13 protein-coding genes are annotated in these 18,010 nt (G+C 69.5%); 8 read left to right on the top strand and 5 right to left on the bottom strand.

Annotated elements, in window-relative coordinates; all coding sequences use genetic code 11:
• Positions 1-142 precede the first annotated feature (142 nt).
• The gene (locus tag CEP17_RS09155; protein WP_112932925.1) at positions 143-1,465 is read right to left on the bottom strand and encodes an MFS transporter; all 1,323 of its coding nucleotides are present in this window, start codon (positions 1,463-1,465) and stop codon (positions 143-145) included.
• Positions 1,466-1,835: 370 nt separating this feature from the next.
• Here CEP17_RS09155 and dnaK point away from each other — a divergent pair, with 370 nt between their 5' ends.
• Genes dnaK through CEP17_RS09135 form a run of 4 tightly spaced genes read left to right on the top strand, consistent with a single transcriptional unit; the run spans position 1,836 to position 5,761 of the window.
• On the top strand, positions 1,836-3,707 hold the full coding sequence (gene dnaK / locus CEP17_RS09150; RefSeq protein ID WP_039413913.1) for a molecular chaperone DnaK: 1,872 nt from the start codon (positions 1,836-1,838) through the stop codon (positions 3,705-3,707).
• A gap of 12 nt (positions 3,708-3,719) precedes the next feature.
• On the top strand, positions 3,720-4,316 hold the full coding sequence (locus tag CEP17_RS09145) for a nucleotide exchange factor GrpE (RefSeq protein WP_112932028.1): 597 nt from the start codon (positions 3,720-3,722) through the stop codon (positions 4,314-4,316).
• 15 nt (positions 4,317-4,331) lie between these two features.
• The gene (locus CEP17_RS09140) at positions 4,332-5,315 is read left to right on the top strand and encodes a DnaJ C-terminal domain-containing protein (RefSeq protein ID WP_036320982.1); all 984 of its coding nucleotides are present in this window, start codon (positions 4,332-4,334) and stop codon (positions 5,313-5,315) included.
• Positions 5,316-5,317: 2 nt separating this feature from the next.
• On the top strand, positions 5,318-5,761 hold the full coding sequence (locus tag CEP17_RS09135) for a MerR family transcriptional regulator (RefSeq protein ID WP_112932027.1): 444 nt from the start codon (positions 5,318-5,320) through the stop codon (positions 5,759-5,761).
• Positions 5,762-5,764: 3 nt separating this feature from the next.
• Here CEP17_RS09135 and CEP17_RS09130 read toward each other — a convergent pair whose 3' ends face one another.
• The 4 genes from CEP17_RS09130 to CEP17_RS09115 are packed head-to-tail and all read right to left on the bottom strand — an operon-like array spanning position 5,765 to position 11,748.
• Positions 5,765-7,129, bottom strand: a complete 1,365-nt coding sequence (locus CEP17_RS09130) for a DUF2252 domain-containing protein (protein ID WP_204359820.1) — start codon at positions 7,127-7,129, stop codon at positions 5,765-5,767.
• 4 nt (positions 7,130-7,133) lie between these two features.
• Complete coding sequence (locus tag CEP17_RS09125; RefSeq protein ID WP_112932026.1) at positions 7,134-7,907, bottom strand: potassium channel family protein; 774 nt, start codon at positions 7,905-7,907, stop codon at positions 7,134-7,136.
• A 44-nt stretch (positions 7,908-7,951) separates the two neighbouring features.
• On the bottom strand, positions 7,952-11,146 hold the full coding sequence (locus CEP17_RS09120) for a glycoside hydrolase domain-containing protein (protein WP_112932025.1): 3,195 nt from the start codon (positions 11,144-11,146) through the stop codon (positions 7,952-7,954).
• The gene (locus CEP17_RS09115; RefSeq protein ID WP_112932024.1) at positions 11,143-11,748 is read right to left on the bottom strand and encodes a hypothetical protein; all 606 of its coding nucleotides are present in this window, start codon (positions 11,746-11,748) and stop codon (positions 11,143-11,145) included. The genes CEP17_RS09120 and CEP17_RS09115 overlap by 4 nt, the downstream gene beginning before the upstream one ends.
• Positions 11,749-11,867: 119 nt before the next feature.
• On the opposite strand from CEP17_RS09115, the gene CEP17_RS09110 reads away from it, so the two are divergent.
• The 4 genes from CEP17_RS09110 to CEP17_RS09095 all read left to right on the top strand — a co-directional run bounded on the left by CEP17_RS09110 (position 11,868) and on the right by CEP17_RS09095 (position 17,993).
• Entirely contained in the window at positions 11,868-13,079 is a 1,212-nt protein-coding gene (locus tag CEP17_RS09110; RefSeq protein ID WP_039416198.1) for a glycosyltransferase, read from the top strand.
• A 1-nt stretch (position 13,080) separates the two neighbouring features.
• The gene (locus CEP17_RS09105; RefSeq protein WP_112932023.1) at positions 13,081-14,181 is read left to right on the top strand and encodes a glycosyltransferase; all 1,101 of its coding nucleotides are present in this window, start codon (positions 13,081-13,083) and stop codon (positions 14,179-14,181) included.
• Positions 14,182-14,301: 120 nt separating this feature from the next.
• A complete protein-coding gene (locus tag CEP17_RS09100) occupies positions 14,302-16,176 on the top strand; it encodes an alpha-amylase family glycosyl hydrolase (protein ID WP_112932022.1) in 1,875 nt (624 codons plus the stop codon).
• Positions 16,177-16,247: 71 nt separating this feature from the next.
• Positions 16,248-17,993 (top strand): glycoside hydrolase family 13 protein, encoded by a 1,746-nt coding sequence (locus CEP17_RS09095; RefSeq protein ID WP_112932021.1) that lies wholly within the window; start codon positions 16,248-16,250, stop codon positions 17,991-17,993.
• The last annotated feature ends 17 nt before the right edge of the window (positions 17,994-18,010 follow it).

Genomic DNA, 18,010 nt, shown 5'->3' with positions numbered 1-18,010 from the left:
CGCGGCTCGGCATCCGGGCCGTGCTCGAGTCGCGAGCGCAACTGCAAGGGATCCCCGGCGACGCGCCGAGCGTATGAGCCGCGCGGCGGGGTGTCGCATTGCTCACCTTGCAGTTCGGTTGGGCGGCGCCCTGGGGTGGTGATCAGCGAGCCGGCGAGCGGACTGGCAGCAGCAGCGCCAGCCCGACGAGCAGCACGGCGACGAGCCCGAGAACGCCCCAGTACTGATCGCCTCCGAGCGTGACGAAGACGCCGAACATCATCGGAGCGAGGAAGACGGCCGCGCGGCCGGTCGTGGCATAGAGGCCGAACACCTCTCCCTCGCGACCGGCGGGGATGCTGCGGGCCAGGAAAGTACGCGACGCGGACTGGGCCGGGCCGACGAACATCGCCATCGCCAAGCCGAGCCCCCAGAACACAGCGGGCCCTCCGTCGTGGAGCACGAAGATCAGGATGCCGCCGACAACGAGCGCGACGAGCGAGACGATCATGACCGGTTTCGGTCCGAACCGGTCGTCGAAGAAGCCCGACGCCATGGTCACGATGCCCGCCACGACGTTGGCGGCGATGGCGAAGATCAGCACGTCCGCGGCGGTGAGCCCGAACGTGCCGGTCGCCAGCACCCCGACGAACGTGAAGACTCCCGTGAGGCCGTCGCGGAAGATCGCGCTGGCGAGCAGAAACCACACGGTCGTGCGGCTCTCACGCCACAGGGAGGCGACCGTTCCGAAGAGCACACGGTACGACGCGAAGAAGCCGATGCGCGCCGCGCCGGGCGTCGACGGCGTGTTCTCCGGCACCGTGAACAGCAGTGGGAGGGCTGACAGGGCGAACCAGATCGCGGCGAGGAGCATCGACACGCGCACAGCCATGCCGTCCGCCCCCGTGACCCCGAACAGTCCTACGTCGGGCTTGATGAGGCCGAAGTAGAGCACCAGTAGCAGCACGATGCCCCCCAAGTAGCCCATCCCCCAGCCGAAGCCGGAGATCTTGCCCACCGTGCGCGGTGTGGAGATCTGGGAGAGCATCGCGTTGTAGTTCACGCTCGCCAACTCATAGAAGACGGTGCCGACCGCGAGCAGCGTGAGTCCGAACCACAGGTAGGCGGTGTCCTCGCGGACGAGGACCATCAGGGCCAGCATGAGCACGACCACGCCGGTGTTGATGCCCAGCCAGCGCTTGCGATGCGCCGAGGCGTCCGAGCGTTGTCCGGTGATGGGCGCCGTGACGAGAACGACCAGTCCGGCGAGGGTGAGGGCCAGCGAGAGCGCTTGCGACGTGGTCGCCGCGTCACCGAAGGCGCTGCCGGTGAGATACACGGTGAACACGAAAGATGTCGCGACCGCGTTGATCGAAGCCGAGCCCCAGTCCCACAGCCCCCACGCGATGACGGCGCGACGAGGGGCCGCCATCGGGTGAGTGGTCGTCGGGGATGCCCGGCGCGCGGGCTGGTCGGGCAGTGACATGTTCGTCACGGTATGTCCCTTCGGTGAACACCGGGTGGCGCGTCGTCGCGCGTGCAGGTCACGTTACTCGCGGCATCCCGCCGTTCTGCGCTAAGGAGCGGGGTGGCGAGCCGCGGCATCCGCTGGGGCGTGTCCCACTTACTGCTGTCCACGGAGGCCAGAAGGGACAGCAAGTGGGACGCTCTGCGCCGCAAATGGGACAAGGGATGTCGCAAGTGGGACAAGGCGCGCGATCGAAAGTTGAGCCTATTCATATCAACTTGCGTTTGACACCCCGAAGCGCCGCGGCTATCGTGGAAGTCATTGAAGTTGAGCCGTCAAGACTCAACCCCGCAGACTTCTCAGAGCCGTTTCACGAAAGGGAACAGACATGGCACGTGCAGTGGGTATCGACCTCGGGACGACGAACTCCGTCGTCTCCGTCCTCGAGGGCGGCGAGCCGAAGGTCATCGCCAACGCCGAGGGCTTCCGCACCACCCCCTCGGTGGTCGCCTTCACGAAGGACGGCGAGGTGCTCGTCGGCGAGACCGCCAAGCGCCAGGCCGTCACCAACGTCGACCGCACCCTCTCCTCCGTCAAGCGCCACATGGGCACCGACTGGAAGACGCAGGCGATCGACGGCAAGCAGTACACGCCGCAGGAGATCTCCGCGCGCATCCTCCAGAAGCTCAAGCGCGACGCCGAGGAGTACCTGGGCGACAGCGTGACCGACGCGGTCATCACCGTCCCCGCCTACTTCAACGACGCCGAGCGTCAGGCGACCAAGGATGCCGGTGAGATCGCGGGCCTGAACGTCCTGCGTATCATCAACGAGCCGACCGCCGCGGCCCTCGCCTACGGCCTCGACAAGGGCAAGGAAGACGAGCTCATCCTGGTCTTCGACCTCGGCGGCGGCACGTTCGACGTGTCCCTGCTCGAGGTGGGCAAGGACGACGACTTCTCCACCATCCAGGTGCGCGCCACGGCCGGTGACAACCGCCTCGGCGGCGACGACTGGGACCAGCGCGTCGTCGACTACCTCATCAAGCAGTTCAAGGACACCACGGGCGTCGACGTCTCGGGTGACAAGATCGCCCTGCAGCGTCTGAAGGAGGCGGCCGAGCAGGCGAAGAAGGAGCTCTCCAGCTCCAGCAGCACGTCGATCAACCTGCCGTACCTCTCGCTGACCGATTCGGGCCCCGTGTCGCTGTCCGAGACGCTGACCCGTGCCAAGTTCGAGGACCTCACCAAGGACCTCCTCGACCGCACGAAGAAGCCGTTCAACGACGTCATCGCCGAAGCGGGCATCAAGGTCGGTGACATCGACCACGTCGTGCTCGTCGGCGGTTCGACCCGTATGCCGCAGGTCACCGAGCTGGTCAAGCAGCTCACCGGCGGTAAGGAGCCCAACAAGGGCGTCAACCCGGACGAGGTCGTCGCCGTCGGCGCCGCCCTGCAGGCCGGCGTCCTCAAGGGTGAGCGCAAGGACGTGCTGCTCATCGACGTCACCCCCCTGAGCCTCGGCATCGAGACCAAGGGCGGCATCATGACCAAGCTCATCGAGCGCAACACGGCCATCCCGACCAAGCGCAGCGAGACCTTCACGACCGCCGACGACAACCAGCCGTCGGTCGCCATCCAGGTCTTCCAGGGCGAGCGCGACTTCACGCGCGACAACAAGCCGCTCGGCACCTTCGAGCTGACCGGCATCGCGCCCGCGCCCCGCGGCATCCCGCAGATCGAGGTCACCTTCGACATCGACGCCAACGGCATCGTGCACGTGTCCGCGAAGGACAAGGGCACGGGCAAGGAGCAGTCGATGACGATCACCGGCGGCTCGTCGCTGCCGAAGGACGACATCGAGCGCATGGTGCGCGAAGCCGAGGAGCACGCGGCCGAGGACAAGAAGCGCCGCGAGGCCGCCGAGGTCCGCAACCAGGCCGAGACCCTCTCGTACTCGATCGAGAAGCTCATCAAGGACAACGAGGACAAGCTCCCCGACGAGGTGAAGACCTCCGTCCAGGCTGACGTGGATGCGCTCAAGACCGCGCTCGCGGGCGACGACGAGGATGCCGTGAAGACGGCGTTCGACAAGCTCAACGCATCGCAGCAGCAGCTCGGCGAGGCCATCTACGCCTCGGCGCAGGCCGCCGGCGAGCCGGCCGACCCGACGGTCGCCGACCCGGGCAACGGCAGCGTGCCGAACCCCGAAGAGGACGTCATCGACGCCGAGGTCGTCGACGACGAGGACGAGAAGAAGTAAGAGAATCGAGCCATGACGAACAAGGACTTCGAAGAGCCCATCGACGAAGTCCCCGGTGACGAGGGGTCGGAGGCGCACGCCTCCGGCCCCGACTCGCAGGGGGACGCGCGCGAGGGCGACGACCTGACCGTCGACGACATCCTCGACGCGCCGCAGACCGACGAGGCCGCCGTCGCAGAGGCTTCGCCCGAGGACCGCGACCTGCTCCTGGACCTCAAGCGGGTGCAGGCCGAGTACGCCAACTACCGTCGTCGCACCGAGGACCAGCGCGAGGTGGAGATCGCCCGCGCCAAGGGATCGGTCGCCAAGGGGCTGCTGCCGGTGCTCGACGACCTCGACCGTGCCGAGAAGCACGGCGACCTGGTCGAAGGCTCGCCGCTGGCGGCGATTGCGGAGAAGCTGCGGGGCGTGGTCGCACGCCTCGGTGTGGAGACCTATGGCGTCGTGGGCGAGGTGTTCGACCCGCAGCAGCACGAGGCCATCTTCCACGCCCCGAACCCCGGAGGGGTCGAGGACGGCACGATCCTCGACGTCGTCGAGGTCGGCTACCGCCTGGGCACGATCGAACTGCGACCGGCCAAGGTCGTCGTCGCCGGTTCCGCTGACTGACGGGAGGAGGTGTCCATGGCCAGTCAGGATTGGTTCGACAAGGACTTCTATAAGGTCTTGGGCGTCTCCAAGGACGTGTCCGAGGCCGACCTGAAGAAGGCGTACCGCAAGCTCGCCCGGACGTATCACCCCGACTCGACGCAGGGTGATCCTGCCAAAGAGGCGAAGTTCAAGGAGATGAGCGAGGCGTACGCCGTGCTCTCCGACAAGAGCCAGCGCGAGGAGTACGACCAGATCCGCGCGATGGGCGCCGGTGGTGCGCGCTTCCAGGCGCCCGGCGCGGGTTCCGGCGGGTTCGAGGACGTCTTCAGCCGCTTCGGTCAGTCGCGCGGATCGGCGCAGTCGGCCGACTTCGACGACCTGTTCTCGATGTTCGGCCAGGGCGGCGGCTTCGGCTCCGGACGGTTCGGGCAGTCCACCGGTGGATTCCGAGGCTACGGCGGCCCGCAGCGCGGCGCCGACGTGACCGCACGGACCACCCTCGACTTCCAGACCGCGGTCAAGGGCGAGACGATCACCCTCGCGGGCGAGGACGGCAAGCCGTTCAAGGTGAAGATCCCCGCCGGCGTCGCCGACGGACAGAAGATCCGCCTGCGTGGACGCGGGCGCCCGTCGCCGGACGGCGGCGAGTCCGGCGACATCGTCGTGAGCGTCTCGGTGCGCCCGCACCCGGTATTCGTCCGCGACGGGCTGAACCTGCGCGTGACGGTTCCGGTCACCTTCACGGAAGCCGCGCTCGGCGCCACGATCGAGGTGCCGACTCTGGGGGGAGATCCGGTCAAGCTGCGTGTGGCGCCGGGTACGCCCTCCGGGCGTGTGCTGCGCGTCAAGGGTCGCGGTGTGCACACGGCGAAGGGCGCCGGCGACCTTCTCGCCGAGGTGCAGGTGGCGGTGCCGTCGCATCTGGACGACCAGGCGAAGGAGGCACTGCAGCGCTTCCACGAGCTGGAGCCGAAGGAGAACCCGCGCGCCGACCTCATGGCCAAGGCCCGGGAGTGAGCATGGTCGACGAGCACCCCGATGAGGAAGCGCCGATCTTCGCGATCGCCGTCGCGGCGGAGCTTGCCGGCATGCACCCGCAGACCCTCCGTCAGTACGATCGGCTGGGCCTCGTCGTTCCCGGGCGCACGCAGGGCGGGTCGCGGCGGTATTCGCTGCGGCACGTGAAGCAGTTGCGCGAGGTGGCCGCCCTCTCGGCCGAGGGTATGAGTCTGCCGGCGATCTCGCGCCTGATCGAGCTCGAGAACGAGGCGCGCGGACTGCGCCGTCGCGTCGCCGAACTCGAGCAGCGTCTGCAGGAGGAACTGGCCCGTCGCTCCCGCGTCTTCGCGGCGGGGGCGACGGGATCGGTCGTGACCCTCCGCCACGGCACGCGCGTGCGTCGGGCGACCGAGGTGGTGCTGTGGCGTCCGCTTCCGTCGGCGGATGCCGAGTCCGACGACTAGCCGCTACGAGGCGGTGCCGGCGGCGACGGCATCCACGAACGCGCCGTAGTCCGCCCGCGAGAGGGCGGCGTAGCCGTAGGCCCACTCCACGATGGCCTCGGCGCACGCGCGCCCCTCACCGAGGTACCCGATGACCTTCGCGGCGTTCGGGGACTGGCCGTGGGCCCGGGCCAACACCGTCGCGCACGCCTGCGCGTAGAGACGGAACGGGCCGTCCTCGAGCGTTTCGGCGTCGATGCCGCCCTTCATGTCGCGGAACTGGCGCACGTAGTAGTCGGCGCGCTCACCGCGGAAGTGTCCGAGGAACGGGTCGGACGACCCCTGCAGGATGCGCTGTAGCGCCACGACACGCCCGCCCTGACCGTGGCGGTCGACGAACGCCGTGAGCTCCTCCGGCTGTGCGCAGCCGCCGTACTGCTCGAGCACGCTGCGCCCCGCCTCTTTCACCTGCATCAGCAGTGCGGCGCCGTCTCCGTCGACGAAGACGGCAATGTAGCAGCGGGTGCCCACGCTGCCCACCCCGACGACCCGACGCGCCACGTCGGAGAAGGTGTAGTGGGAGAGCACGAGCTGCACATCCGCGCGCGTCGTCGCGATGTACTGGGCCAGGGACGCATCGACCGCGGCCGCCACGTCGGGCGTGACGCGCGTCAGCGTCGGAGGCTGCTCGACGAAGCGCAGTCGCCCATCGGCATCGGCCTCCGTGATCTTGCGCACGGCCTTGTCGCCGGTGCGCTTCTCGGCATCCGCGATCGCGGCGCGCAGCACCTTGCGCGACGCCTTGTCGCTCGTGACGAGCGCGCCCGCGGCGTCGAAGTGCTGGTAGAACCGGGCGAGCGGAGTGACTTCCTCGCCGACGGCCAAGGCGCGAGCGTAACGGCGGACGGCGGCGCGCGCGGCATCCGCGGTCACCGCATCGTCGCGCCCGGTCGCTTGACCTGCCACGACGATGCTCGTCACGAGGCGCTTGAGATCCCACTCCCAGCTCGCCCACGCCGACTCGTCGAAGTCGTTGAGATCGAACACGAGCGTGCGCTGCGGAGACGCGTAGAAACCGAAGTTGGCAACGTGCGCGTCGCCGCAGGAGGCGACGAGGATGTCGCTGCGCGGTCCGGCGGCGAGGTCGTCCGCCATCAGCGCCGCCGTGCCCCGGTAGAACGCGAAGGGGCTGGCGGACATCCGCTCATCGCGGAGGGGCAGGAGCTCGGCGACCCGCGTGGCGGCCTGCGCGGCCAGGATGCCGAGGGGATCACGCGGACGTGTCGGCAGCTCCGCCAGCATCCGGCGGGGCAGCTCCCTCCGCAGCGCGCGGCCCTGGTCGAAGGCGACCTGGCGAGAGGCGGGCGCGGTCCAGGCGGCGGTGGTCATGCGCTCATGATGGCACCGAATCGGGGCCGCCCGCGGCGTCTGCGTCCGCGCGGTCCGGGGTGGGGGCAGACGCCGACGCCGTGCCGCGTCCGATCGCTGCCGCCCGGTCGTCCTCGAGCCGCTGCCCCACGCGCTGCATCTGGTCGGTGAGGGCGGAGATGACCGTGGCGCTGGTGACGCCCAGCACGACGAGCCCGCCCATCATCAGCCCGACCGCGATCGTGCGCCCGAGCGGGGTGACAGGGACGTAGTCGCCGTACCCGACGGTCGCCAGAGTCGAGAAGCCCCACCAGATCGCGTCGCCGAGGTCGACGATGTTCGCATGCGCGTCCTGCCGCTCCGCGAGCCAGACGAGAGTCGAGGCGGTGAACACGAACAGCAGGGTGAACAGGGACACGAGAATGACCAGGCGCACGCGTTGGCGAGACGGGCGTAGGCGAAACCAGGGCAGACGCCAGAGGTAGGCGAGGATGACGAACGGGCGGAGGTACACGATCACCAGCGAGACGGCCTCGAACCAGCGCGTGCGGAAGAACTCGTGCGGAGACCCGCAGATGCTCAGGCGCACGAGGAAGTCGGCGATGAAGACCGCCCACAGCACACCGATCGCGCCCAGCAGGAGGCTCTGCTGACGGCCATCGAGCTTCGTGTCGGCGAGGCTCCAGACCCATCCCGCGAAGAAGAGCAGGGAGAGAGCGAACATCGGCCACGCCGTGCGATCCTCCCAGCGCAGCACACGCGGTGACAGGGTTCGCCGGGGACGCTCCCGCTCGCTCATAACGCCACGATAGCGGCCGACGCTCGCGCGATCGGAGGACGCGATCAGTGGTCGGCGTCGAGGTCGAACAGCTCGATCTGGCGCACACGCACCGCGCGCGCCGCTCGGACGCGCACGGCGCGCGCGGCGAGAGCGTCGGTGAAGCGGAAGGGGGTCGTCCGATCGGCGGCGAGCGGCGTCGGAGCCGTGACCTCGGCCGCATGCCACGACGTCCCGTCGGCGGACCACTGCCACTCCAGCGCGTCGTCGCCCACCGCGTCCACGGCGGTCAGGGTGGCATCCGTCACGGACGTGATCTCGGGGAACAGCCACCCCACCCAGGCCCCCGGCCGCAGGCGCACGCCGCGGTCGCCGCCCGCAGCGCCGTCGTCGACGAGTCGGCGGGCGTGGCGCACGCCGGGCGCGTGGACGATGCGACCCGACCCGCCCGTCAGATCGGGGTGCCACGGGCGCACGGGGGTCGGCTCGTCGGCGCCCAGGCTCTCGGCGGGGTCGTCGCCGAACTCGAGCTCCAGGTCGACGTCGGCGCCGAGCGCATCCACCTCCAGCACGGCACGGGTGAGCGGCGCACCGTTGACCCGGACGGCGCGCAGCACATGGGCGTCCGCGTGCGGTCGCTGCGAGCGGATGCGCAGACGCGACCCGTCGCTGCGCGCGACGGTCACGTCGTCGAGCAGCGGCGAGCCGATGAGGAGCTCGCCGGAAGCCAGCTCGAGCGGATACAGTCCGATCGCCGCCCACAGCCACCACGCGCTCATCTCGCCGTTGTCCTCGTCACCGGGAAAGCCCTGCCCGATGTGGCCGCCCGCGAACAGGCGGCGTGCCAACCGATGTGCTGTCGCGCCGGCGAGCCAGGGCTGATCGGTCCCGGTGTACATGTACGGGATGTGATGCGCCGGCTGATTGGAGATCGCGCACATGCCGCTGCGCAGCGCCCGCGCCTCGCGCTGCTCGTGGATGACCTGACGGTAGGCGCCGGCGAACGCGGCATCCGCGGTCTCGGGCTCGGCGAACAGGCGATCGAGGTGGATGCGCAGGCCCTGTCGGCCGTCGTAGAGGGCGGCCAGGCCGGCGCGGTCGTGCACCGCGCTCACCGACATCCCCCAGGCGTTCGTCTCGACGTAGTCGCCGCCCCAGACGCGCGGATCGAAGCGCCCGCCCGCCGTCCGGCCGTCGGCGTCTCGTCCGCGGAAGAAGCCGACGACAGGATCGAACAGCTGCCGGTAGGCGAGGGCGCGGTTTCCCAGCCAGCGCGACAGCGCCTCAGCGCGCGCGGCGTCGTCGCCCGCTGACGCCGCCGACAGTCGGTCTGCCAGCCGCGCCAGCGCGGCGTCGCTGACGGCGTTCTCGATGCTCCAGCTCATGCCCTCGTGGATGGCCCGCGGGATGAAACCCAGGAAGCGTCCCCGCTCGATGCCCTTGCGTCCGCGGCGAGCGTCGGGTGCGCGCTCGGCGGCGTTGCGCCATCCCGACGACAGGGCGGTGCGCGGGTCGTCGAGCAGTCCCCACCTCTCGCCGTCGGCGAGGATCTGATCGCTGGAGGTGCCCACCATCGCGTCCACGTATCCGGGCGCCGTCCACCGCGGCATCCAGCCGTGACGTCGCTGCGGCTCCAGTATCCCGTCCAGCAGCTCCCGGGCCCGCACCGGGTCGACCAGGTTCATCATCGGCCACGCCGTGCGGTAGGTGTCCCAGTACCCGTTGTTGACGGGGAGGCGCCCGGCCGCGATCGGCGCTCCGGTGCGCGTGTCGGTGTGCGCCCCGGCGGGGATGAACGGATCGGCGTACGCCCACCGCGCACTCTCAGCGGATCCGACGTTCTCCTCCGCCGCGTTCGGGTAGAGGTGCAGGCGGTACAGCGCCGAAGCGAGCTGCGCACGGAGGTCGGTGTCGGCGAGGCCGCGGAAGGGGCGCTCGGATGCCGTGAGCTGCGGGATCTGCACGCTGTCGAGTACCGCGTCCCAGGCGCCGCGGGAACGATCGCGGATCTCGTCGAACGTCATCTCTTCCGGTGCCTCCAGGGCGAGCGCGCGCTGTGCCTGCTCGAGGGAGATGAAGGAGATCGCGATTCGCAGCTCGAGGGCGCCCGAGCCGGCGACGAAGCCCGCGCGTTCGCCTCGCCCGTCGTCATCGAGGCGACCCGAGCGGGCCGCATGACCTCGCACGACACCCGCGAAGAACGTCCGTGGCCCGTTGCCCCACCACGGGTCGGCCTCGCCCACCCAGCCCCGCACGCTGTCGCCCTGCGCGATGACGGTGCCGTGGGCTCCCGGCTGGTCGATGATGAAGCCGACCTCCGCGTCGGAGTCGTCGCCCTCGACGCGGAAGAGGCCCACGTGGTCGGTCGCCGTCGTCTCGATGCGCAGGCCGCCGTCGAGCATCGCCGACCAGACGTGCGGGTGGGCGCGCTCGCTGCCCGGGGCGATCCAACGTCGCCGCGCGGTCGGCGCCGAGACCGGGATGCCGTCGAACGGCATGACCTGCAGCACGCCGCGGTCGCCGATCCACGGACTCGGCTGGTGGGAGAACTGCACGGCCTCGACGCGGCGACCCCGCTCGTCGTCGTGAACGAAGGGGCGGTACGGCCAGCGCTGGTCGCGGGCGTCGGTCGCCGGGGTGAGGAAGGTGAACCCGTGGGGCACCGCGACCGCCGGCACCGTGTTGCCGCGCGAGAACCGGTCGCCGGCGTGCGAGCCCCGCCGGGTGTCCACGCGTTCGGCGGGTGAGGGGGTGGATGCCGACAGCTCCTCGACACGAAGCTCGACGAAACCGGTCACCTCGTCGGGGGTGCCGGCATCGGTCGCGAGCGCGCTCGTTCCCAGGACGATCTCGACCTCCGCGATCCGCCCTGCGAAGGGGGCGAGGCTCACGGTGTCGGCGTTCCACTGCTCGGGCATGCTCCAGGCCGCCGCGAACTGGCTGTCCGCGTCGAGGCGAAAGCCGTAGCGGTCGCGCACGCGCGTGTCGTCGCTGAGCCGCTCTTCGCCGGCGCGGGCGTCGACCGTCACGGCCAGCGGTGCCCAGGGTGCGCTGACCGCGGCATCCCCGTCGGCGTAGAACGCCCAGTGCAGCACCGTGTCGGGTGTGCAGCGGAGCGCATCCAGTCCCGGCGCGCAGAGGCGCTGTTCGCCGTCCGCGGGGCGGAACGCGAAGCGGTGCACCTGGCCGCCGAGCACACCGGCATGGGGGCGCGAGGAGGGCGGATCGGCGGGGCCGTCCGCCGGCTGCAGAAAGATCATGCGGGGTCGATCCGCAGCACCGGCCCCGCTTCGCCGCTGATGACGTCATCGACGACCCGGAGCGATCGGGCGAGCTCGTCGACGGCGGGGATCACCGTGCCGAAGCGCTCGCGATCGCCCCCGGTCGCCGTCACGGTGATCAGATGCGTCCCGGTGTCCCAGGTGTAGGTGGCGAACGGCGGCGGCGTCGCGGTGCCGCTCCGGGCCGGCGGCGTCGGCATGACCAGCCGTTCTCCCGTGCCCAGGTACGTTCCGCGGAAGTCTTCGGTGTCGTCGTACTCCATCGGCATCATGGCTCGCGCGGTGCGCAACTGCGGGGTGAGCTGCTGGATCTGCGCCATGACGACGACCAGCTCGGGGTCGGACCTCCACACCCAGACCAAGACGCGGCCGGCGGCCTTGCGCATCAGTGCGGGCGCGGCTTGGCTCATGGCCCAGGCGGCGAACGCCCCGCCGGGGCGGGGCTCGGCGCCCAGCATGCCGTTGGCCTGACCCAGCAGCATTCGGATCGCCTTCTTGCGCGCGCGGCGGCCCCGCAGCCCGAAGGAGTCGGTGACGGGAACCCAGCGTGTCGGGTCGGCATCGGCGGTGAGTCGGGCCATGACACCACGTTACGCGGGGCGGCTGGTTCCCGGCGGCAACGGGGCCCTCGGGTAGACTCCTCGGGGTGGCTCCGCGATCCGCGGTCTTGCCGCCGCCGCACAGATAGGCCTCGCACCCCGTGACCGACTCCGCGACACCCGACGACCCGCACCCCGCTCATCGGCCGCTCACGATCGTCATCGCCGCCGACACCTTCAGCCCCGACGTCAACGGCGCTGCGCGCTTCGCGGAGCGCCTCGCGGCCGGCCTCGCCGCTCGTGGGCACGACGTGCACGTCATGACGCCGAGCGTGAAGCACTCTGTGCACGGCACCTTCCACGAGATCATCGAGGGCCAGCGGATCACCGTGCACCGTCCACCCGGGTGGCGCTGGCCTCCGCACGACTGGCTGCGCTTCGTGCTGCCGTGGATGGCCAAGCACTACTCGCGCAGACTTCTCGACGAGGTGGCCGCCGACGTGGTCCACAGCCAGTCGCACATCGTGCTCGGACGCGCCCTCACGCGCATCGCGCGACAGCGCGGCATCCCCGTCGTCGCGACGAACCACGTGATGGCGGAGAACATCCTCGACTTCACGACCCTTCCCCCTCTGCTGGACAAGGTCGTCGTCAAGCTCGCGTGGGACGACGCCAAGCGCACCTTCGACATGTCCCGCGCAGTGACCACACCCACCCGCAAGGCCGCCGAGTTCCTCGAGAACACGATCGACATCGAGGGCGTCATCCCGATCAGCTGCGGCATCGACAAACGCAACTACACGCCCAACCTCGAGCCGCGCACGCACAACCGGGTGCTGTTCGTGGGGCGGTTGACGACCGAGAAGCACGTCGAGGTGACCCTCGCCGCGGTCGCCAAGCTCGCGCCGGAGATTCCCGAGATCACCTTCGACATCGTCGGCGGCGGTGATCAGCGGCGCGCGCTCGAGCAGGCCGCGCAGCGCCTCGGCATCCAGGATCGGGTCACGTTCTACGGGCGCGTCGAGGAAGACGAGCTGCGCGCTGCGTACACGCGCGCCGACGTCTTCGCGATCGCCTCGATCGCCGAGCTGCAGTCCATCGCCACCATGGAGGCGATGGCCTCGGGGCTGCCGGTCGTCGGTGCGAACGCCGTGGCTCTGCCGCACCTCGTCCACGACGGCGAGAACGGCTACCTGTTCGAGCCGGGCGATGTCGACGATCTCGCCGACAAGCTGCGTCGCGTGCTGACGGCGACGCCCGAGGAGTACCGCCGCATGCAGCAGGCGTCGCTCGACGGCGTCGAGATCCACGACATCGAGAAGACTCTCGACACGTTCGAGAAGCTCTACCGCGGCGAGCCCCTCGACGGCTGACATGCGCCTGCTGTTCGACGCGCGGTACATCCGCACCGACTTCCACGACGGCATCAGCCGATACTCGGCCGAGCTTGCGGCGGCCGTCGCCGCGGCGGCGCCCGCTCGGGAGGTCGACGTCGCCTTCCTGATCCACGACGAGGCGCAGCGGGCGTTTCTGCCCGGCGGTGCCCGCGTGGTGCGCATCCACGCCCCCACCTCGGTGCGCGAGCCGTTCACGGCGCTCCTGCTGAACCGGTATCGTCCGGACGCCCTGTTCTCACCGATGCAGACGATCGGGGTGCTCGGCCGTCGCTTCGGTGTGATCCTCACCCTCCACGACACGATCTACTACCGGCATCGCACGCCCCCGCGGAACCTTCCCTGGTACGTCCGCGTCGGCTGGCGGCTGTTCCATCTCTCATACGTTCCGCAGCGCCTCACGCTCAACGCCGCCGATCTGGTCGCCACCGTCAGCGAGACGAGCGCGGCCGAGTTCGCCCGCGTGCGCCTGACGAAGCGGCCCGTCATCGTCGTCCCGAACGCGCCCCAGCGCCTCGGCGACCTGCTGCCGGCGGGCGTCCGGGTCGAGCCCGGTGCCGAGAACCTCGTCTACATGGGCTCGTTCATGGGGTACAAGAACGTCGAGACCCTCATCCGCGCCATGGCGGAGCTTCCCGGACGTACGCTCCATCTGCTGTCGCGCATCTCGCCCGACCGTCGCGCCGAGCTCGAGCGTCTCGTCGATGGCCGCGGGGGTGCGGTGCGCTTCCACAACGGTGTGACGGATGCCGAGTACGCCGGGCTTCTGGCCGAGCGGGCCGTGCTGGTCTCGGCATCCCTCGACGAGGGCTACGGGCTTCCGGTGGCAGAGGCTCTCGCGCTGGGCGTTCCCGCTGTCGTCACCGACATGCCGATCTTCCGAGAGGTCGCCGGCGACGGTGCGCTGTACGCGCCGGGCACGGATGCCGCGGCTTTCGCCGCCGCGGTGCGTGCGATCGACGATCCCGAGCGTCGTGACGCGCTCATCGCCGCCGGATCGGCGCACATCGCGCGCTTCTCGTGGCAGCGATCGGCCGACGTGCTGCTGGATGCGCTCGACCGGTTGCCGCGACGGCGCTGACCGGGTCAGAACTGGCTCTTGACACCGCAGTCCCCGACGGTGTTGCATCGATCCAGTAAACACGTGCAAGCCTGGCGGCCGGTACGCACTCCGACAGCGAAGTCGTAAGGAGTCCACCGCATGATCCGTGAAGACACCACCGTTCCGACGAAACGCCGAAAGGCGCTCGGCCTCGGGGCGATCGCCACCTTCGTGGCCGCTCTGCTCATCACCCCCGCGCTCAGTGCACCCGCCGCCGCCACCACCGCGGTCCCGTCGCCCGGCCCGCTGGCGGAAGGCGACGTCATCTACCAGGTCCTCGTCGACCGCTTCTCGGACGGCGACTCGACGAACAACAACCAGGGCGCCGGCGAGTACAACCCGTCGGATCTCGGCTTCTACCACGGCGGAGACTGGAAGGGCCTCACCCAGAAGCTGGACTACATCGCCGGGCTCGGCGTGACGGCCATCTGGATCTCGCCGGTGTCGGAGCAACAGCCGTTGTCGCGCGACGGGCTGGAGGCCAGCTACCACGGCTACTTCACCAAGAACTTCGCCACGCCCAACCAGCACTTCGGCAGCACCGCAGAACTTCAGACCCTGATCGACACGGCGCACGCCAAAGGCCTGAAGATGATCCTCGACGTCGTCCCGAACCACACGGCGGACTACCTCGCGGGTACGGCGACGACCTACTCCCCGAGCACCTACAAGCCCGCGTCGCCGCTGGACAACCCGGCCTACTTCCATCACAACGGCGACTGCCTGTTCAACGGCACAGAGACCCAGACGCAGATCGAGAACTGCGACCTGGGTGGACTCGACGATCTCGACCAGTCGAACCCCACCGTGTCGAACTACCTGATCAACACGTACAAGGACTGGGTCGACATGGGCTTCGACGGCATCCGTGTCGATGCCGCGCGCTCCATCCCCCAGTCGTGGCTGGCAAGTTTTCAGACGGCAATGGGCGTTCCCACGTTCGGTGAGGTCTTCGTCGGCGATGTCGACTACGTCGCGCCTTATCAGAACTACGAGTGGGGCGTCCTCGACTTCCCCTACTTCTTCGCCGCCCGCAGCGCCTTCGCCGCTGACACGAGCATGACGGGACTGAGCACCCTGTTCGCGCAGGACTACAAGTACCAGAATCCGAACCGGCTCGAGACCTTCCTCGACAATCACGACCGGGCGCGCTTTCTGACCTGGGCGGACGACAACTATCAGCGCCTGCGCTCCTCGCTCACGTTCCTGCTGACGTCTCGCGGCGTGCCGGTGATCTACTACGGCACCGAGCAGGCCGATAACGGCAACGGGAATGCGAGTGAGGTGCCGATCGCCAACAAGGACAACCGCAAGGACATGTCCAGCTTCAGCCAGACCTCTCCGATCTACACGCACATCCAGCGTCTAACCGCGATCAAGAAGGCGTACCCGGCCCTGCAGGTCGGCACCCAGCGCGAGATGTGGGCGGACACCAACGTCTACGGGTTCTCGCGCCGTGTCGATTCCACGGGCGCGGAGGCCATCACGATCTCGTCCAACTCATGGAACACGCAGACCCGCACGATCCCGCTGCGCGCCGAGAGCTCGCTGCCCGTCGGCACGGTGCTCACGAACCTCATGAACACCTCCGACACGGTCACGGTGACCGCCGGTGGCACCACGGGCAAGCAGATCACCGTGAGCCTCGGTGAGCACGAGTCGAAGGTGTACGCACCGGGGACGCCCGTATCGGCCTACGCGCCCGCCGCGCGCAACACGACGAAGATCCGCGTGCATTACAACACCGGGCTCGGCCACTCGATCGCGATCCGCGGGGATGCCTATCCCTTCACCTGGACCGCGGGTCGCGGCGCCAGGAACGTCGCCAGTGACGTGTGGGAGTTCGAACTCGAGCGCATCCCCGCAGGACAGACGTTCCAGTTCAAACCGCTGATCGACGACGCGACCTGGTCCAGCGGAGGCAACTTCACCGGCACCGGCGGAAGCACGATCGACATCTATCCCACCTTCTGAGCGGAAGGACACAGCCGCCCGGGCGGTGCGGCCGCCATATGCGCCGCCCGGGCACCACCTCAGGAATCTCCATGACTCTTCTCGAACCACGCGTCGTCACCGACACCGTCACCGTCACCGACACCGACACTCCCGCTCCTGCCTGGTGGCAGGGGGCCGTCGTCTACCAGGTGTACCTGCGGTCGTTCCGCGACAGCGACGGAGACGGCATCGGTGACCTCCGCGGACTCATCGCCGGTCTCACCGACATCGCCGCCCTCGGCTGCGACGCCATCTGGCTCAACCCCTGCTATGTCTCGCCCCAGGCTGATCACGGCTATGACATCGCGGACTACCGTGCGATCGATCCCACCTACGGCACGCTCGAGGATTTCGACGCGCTGGTGGCGCACGCCCATCGCCTCGGCATCCGCGTCCTCATGGACATGGTCGCCAACCACTGCTCCGTCCGGCATGCCTGGTTCCAAGCGGCCCTGCGGGCGGGGCCGGGCAGCCGAGAGCGTCGACGCTTCCACTTCGCCGCCGGCGCCGGGCCCGACGGCGAGCTTCCGCCCAACAACTGGCTGAGCGTGTTCGGCGGATCTGCGTGGACGCGCATCGTCGAAGCCGACGGGCAACCGGGCCAGTGGTACCTGCACTCGTTCGACTCCGCGCAACCCGACCTCAACTGGCGTAACCCCGACGTTGCCGAGGACTTCCGCGACGTCATGCGGTTCTGGTTCGATCGCGGGGTCGACGGCTTCCGGATCGATGTCGCGCACGGCCACGTCAAAGCGCTGGGGCTGCCCGATTGGCCCGGAGCCGACGACGGCACCGGCGGTCACAATGCAGCGATGTGGGACCAGCCGGAAGTGCACGAGATCTACCGGGACTGGCGGGCGGTGGGCGACGCCTACCCCGACCCGAAGTACTTCGTCGGTGAGGTCTGGGTGCCGTCGGCGAGCCGACTCTCGGCCTACCTCAGACCGGACGAGCTGCATCAGGCGTTCAGCTTCGATCTCCTCGTCCAGCCGTGGGACGCGGCCCGCCTCCGGGAGGCGATCTCGACGGGGCTCGCCGCGTCCGAGGGTCCGCCTGCCTGGACGCTGTCCAACCATGACGTGCACCGCACCGTCACCCGATATGGGCAGACCCAGCTGCTGGACGCGGTCGATCCGTCAGACATGATCTCGGCGGCGCGCCGCACCGGATCGGTCGACATCGCTCTGGGGTCTCGCCGCGCTGCCGCGGCGGTCGCGATGCTGCTGGCGCTGCCCGGCACCGTGTACCTCTATCAGGGCGAGGAGTTGGGGCTTCCGGAGGTCTTCGATCTGCCGCAGGCATCGAGACAGGACCCGATCTGGCTCCGCTCTGCGGGCGCGGATCTTGGCCGAGACGGATGTCGCGTCCCGCTGCCCTGGACGAAGGATCCCGGCGACTTCGGCTTCGGAAGCGGGGCGAGCGCCACCTGGCTTCCGCAGCCGGCGTGGTTCGGAGCCTACGCGCGAGCGGCGCAGGACGTGGACCCGGATTCGATGCTCTCGCTCTACCGCACGCTTCTCCGGCGGCGCCGCGAGCGGTTTGCGCCGACCGACCCGCTCCTCTGGCTCGAGACCGGCGTGAGCAACGTGCTCGCGTTCCAACGCGGTTGCACGCTGTGCGTCGTCAACACGGGGCCGGACGCTTTCGTCATCCCCGAGATCTGGCCCACCGGCGAGCTCATCCTCGCCACGGCTCCGGCCGCACCAGACAACGTTGCCTCGGACAGCACGGCCTGGTTCGCGCTGCCCGTGCGCGCGCCGGCGTCGTCCGATCCGACCTCCCCCGAACACCACTGAGAACACCACCCGATTGG

Source organism: Microbacterium sp. PM5, assembly GCF_003293595.1.
Taxonomy (GTDB): domain Bacteria; phylum Actinomycetota; class Actinomycetes; order Actinomycetales; family Microbacteriaceae; genus Microbacterium.
The sequence above is the reverse complement of the archived record's forward strand: the minus strand, read 5'-3'. Positions and strand labels throughout refer to the sequence as shown.

Bases quoted from the DNA above. Each gene is read 5' to 3' on its own strand.
- dnaK (WP_039413913.1), top strand. From the start codon at position 1,836: ATGGCACGTGCAGTGGGTATCGACCTCGGGACGACGAACTCCGTCGTC.
- CEP17_RS09095 (WP_112932021.1), top strand. From the start codon at position 16,248: ATGACTCTTCTCGAACCACGCGTCGTCACCGACACCGTCACCGTCACC.
- CEP17_RS09100 (WP_112932022.1), top strand. From the start codon at position 14,302: ATGATCCGTGAAGACACCACCGTTCCGACGAAACGCCGAAAGGCGCTC.
- CEP17_RS09155 (WP_112932925.1), bottom strand. From the start codon at position 1,465: ATGTCACTGCCCGACCAGCCCGCGCGCCGGGCATCCCCGACGACCACT.
- CEP17_RS09145 (WP_112932028.1), top strand. From the start codon at position 3,720: ATGACGAACAAGGACTTCGAAGAGCCCATCGACGAAGTCCCCGGTGAC.
- CEP17_RS09125 (WP_112932026.1), bottom strand. From the start codon at position 7,907: ATGAGCGAGCGGGAGCGTCCCCGGCGAACCCTGTCACCGCGTGTGCTG.
- CEP17_RS09130 (WP_204359820.1), bottom strand. From the start codon at position 7,129: ATGACCACCGCCGCCTGGACCGCGCCCGCCTCTCGCCAGGTCGCCTTC.
- CEP17_RS09140 (WP_036320982.1), top strand. From the start codon at position 4,332: ATGGCCAGTCAGGATTGGTTCGACAAGGACTTCTATAAGGTCTTGGGC.
- CEP17_RS09115 (WP_112932024.1), bottom strand. From the start codon at position 11,748: ATGGCCCGACTCACCGCCGATGCCGACCCGACACGCTGGGTTCCCGTC.
- CEP17_RS09135 (WP_112932027.1), top strand. From the start codon at position 5,318: ATGGTCGACGAGCACCCCGATGAGGAAGCGCCGATCTTCGCGATCGCC.
- CEP17_RS09105 (WP_112932023.1), top strand. From the start codon at position 13,081: ATGCGCCTGCTGTTCGACGCGCGGTACATCCGCACCGACTTCCACGAC.
- CEP17_RS09120 (WP_112932025.1), bottom strand. From the start codon at position 11,146: ATGATCTTTCTGCAGCCGGCGGACGGCCCCGCCGATCCGCCCTCCTCG.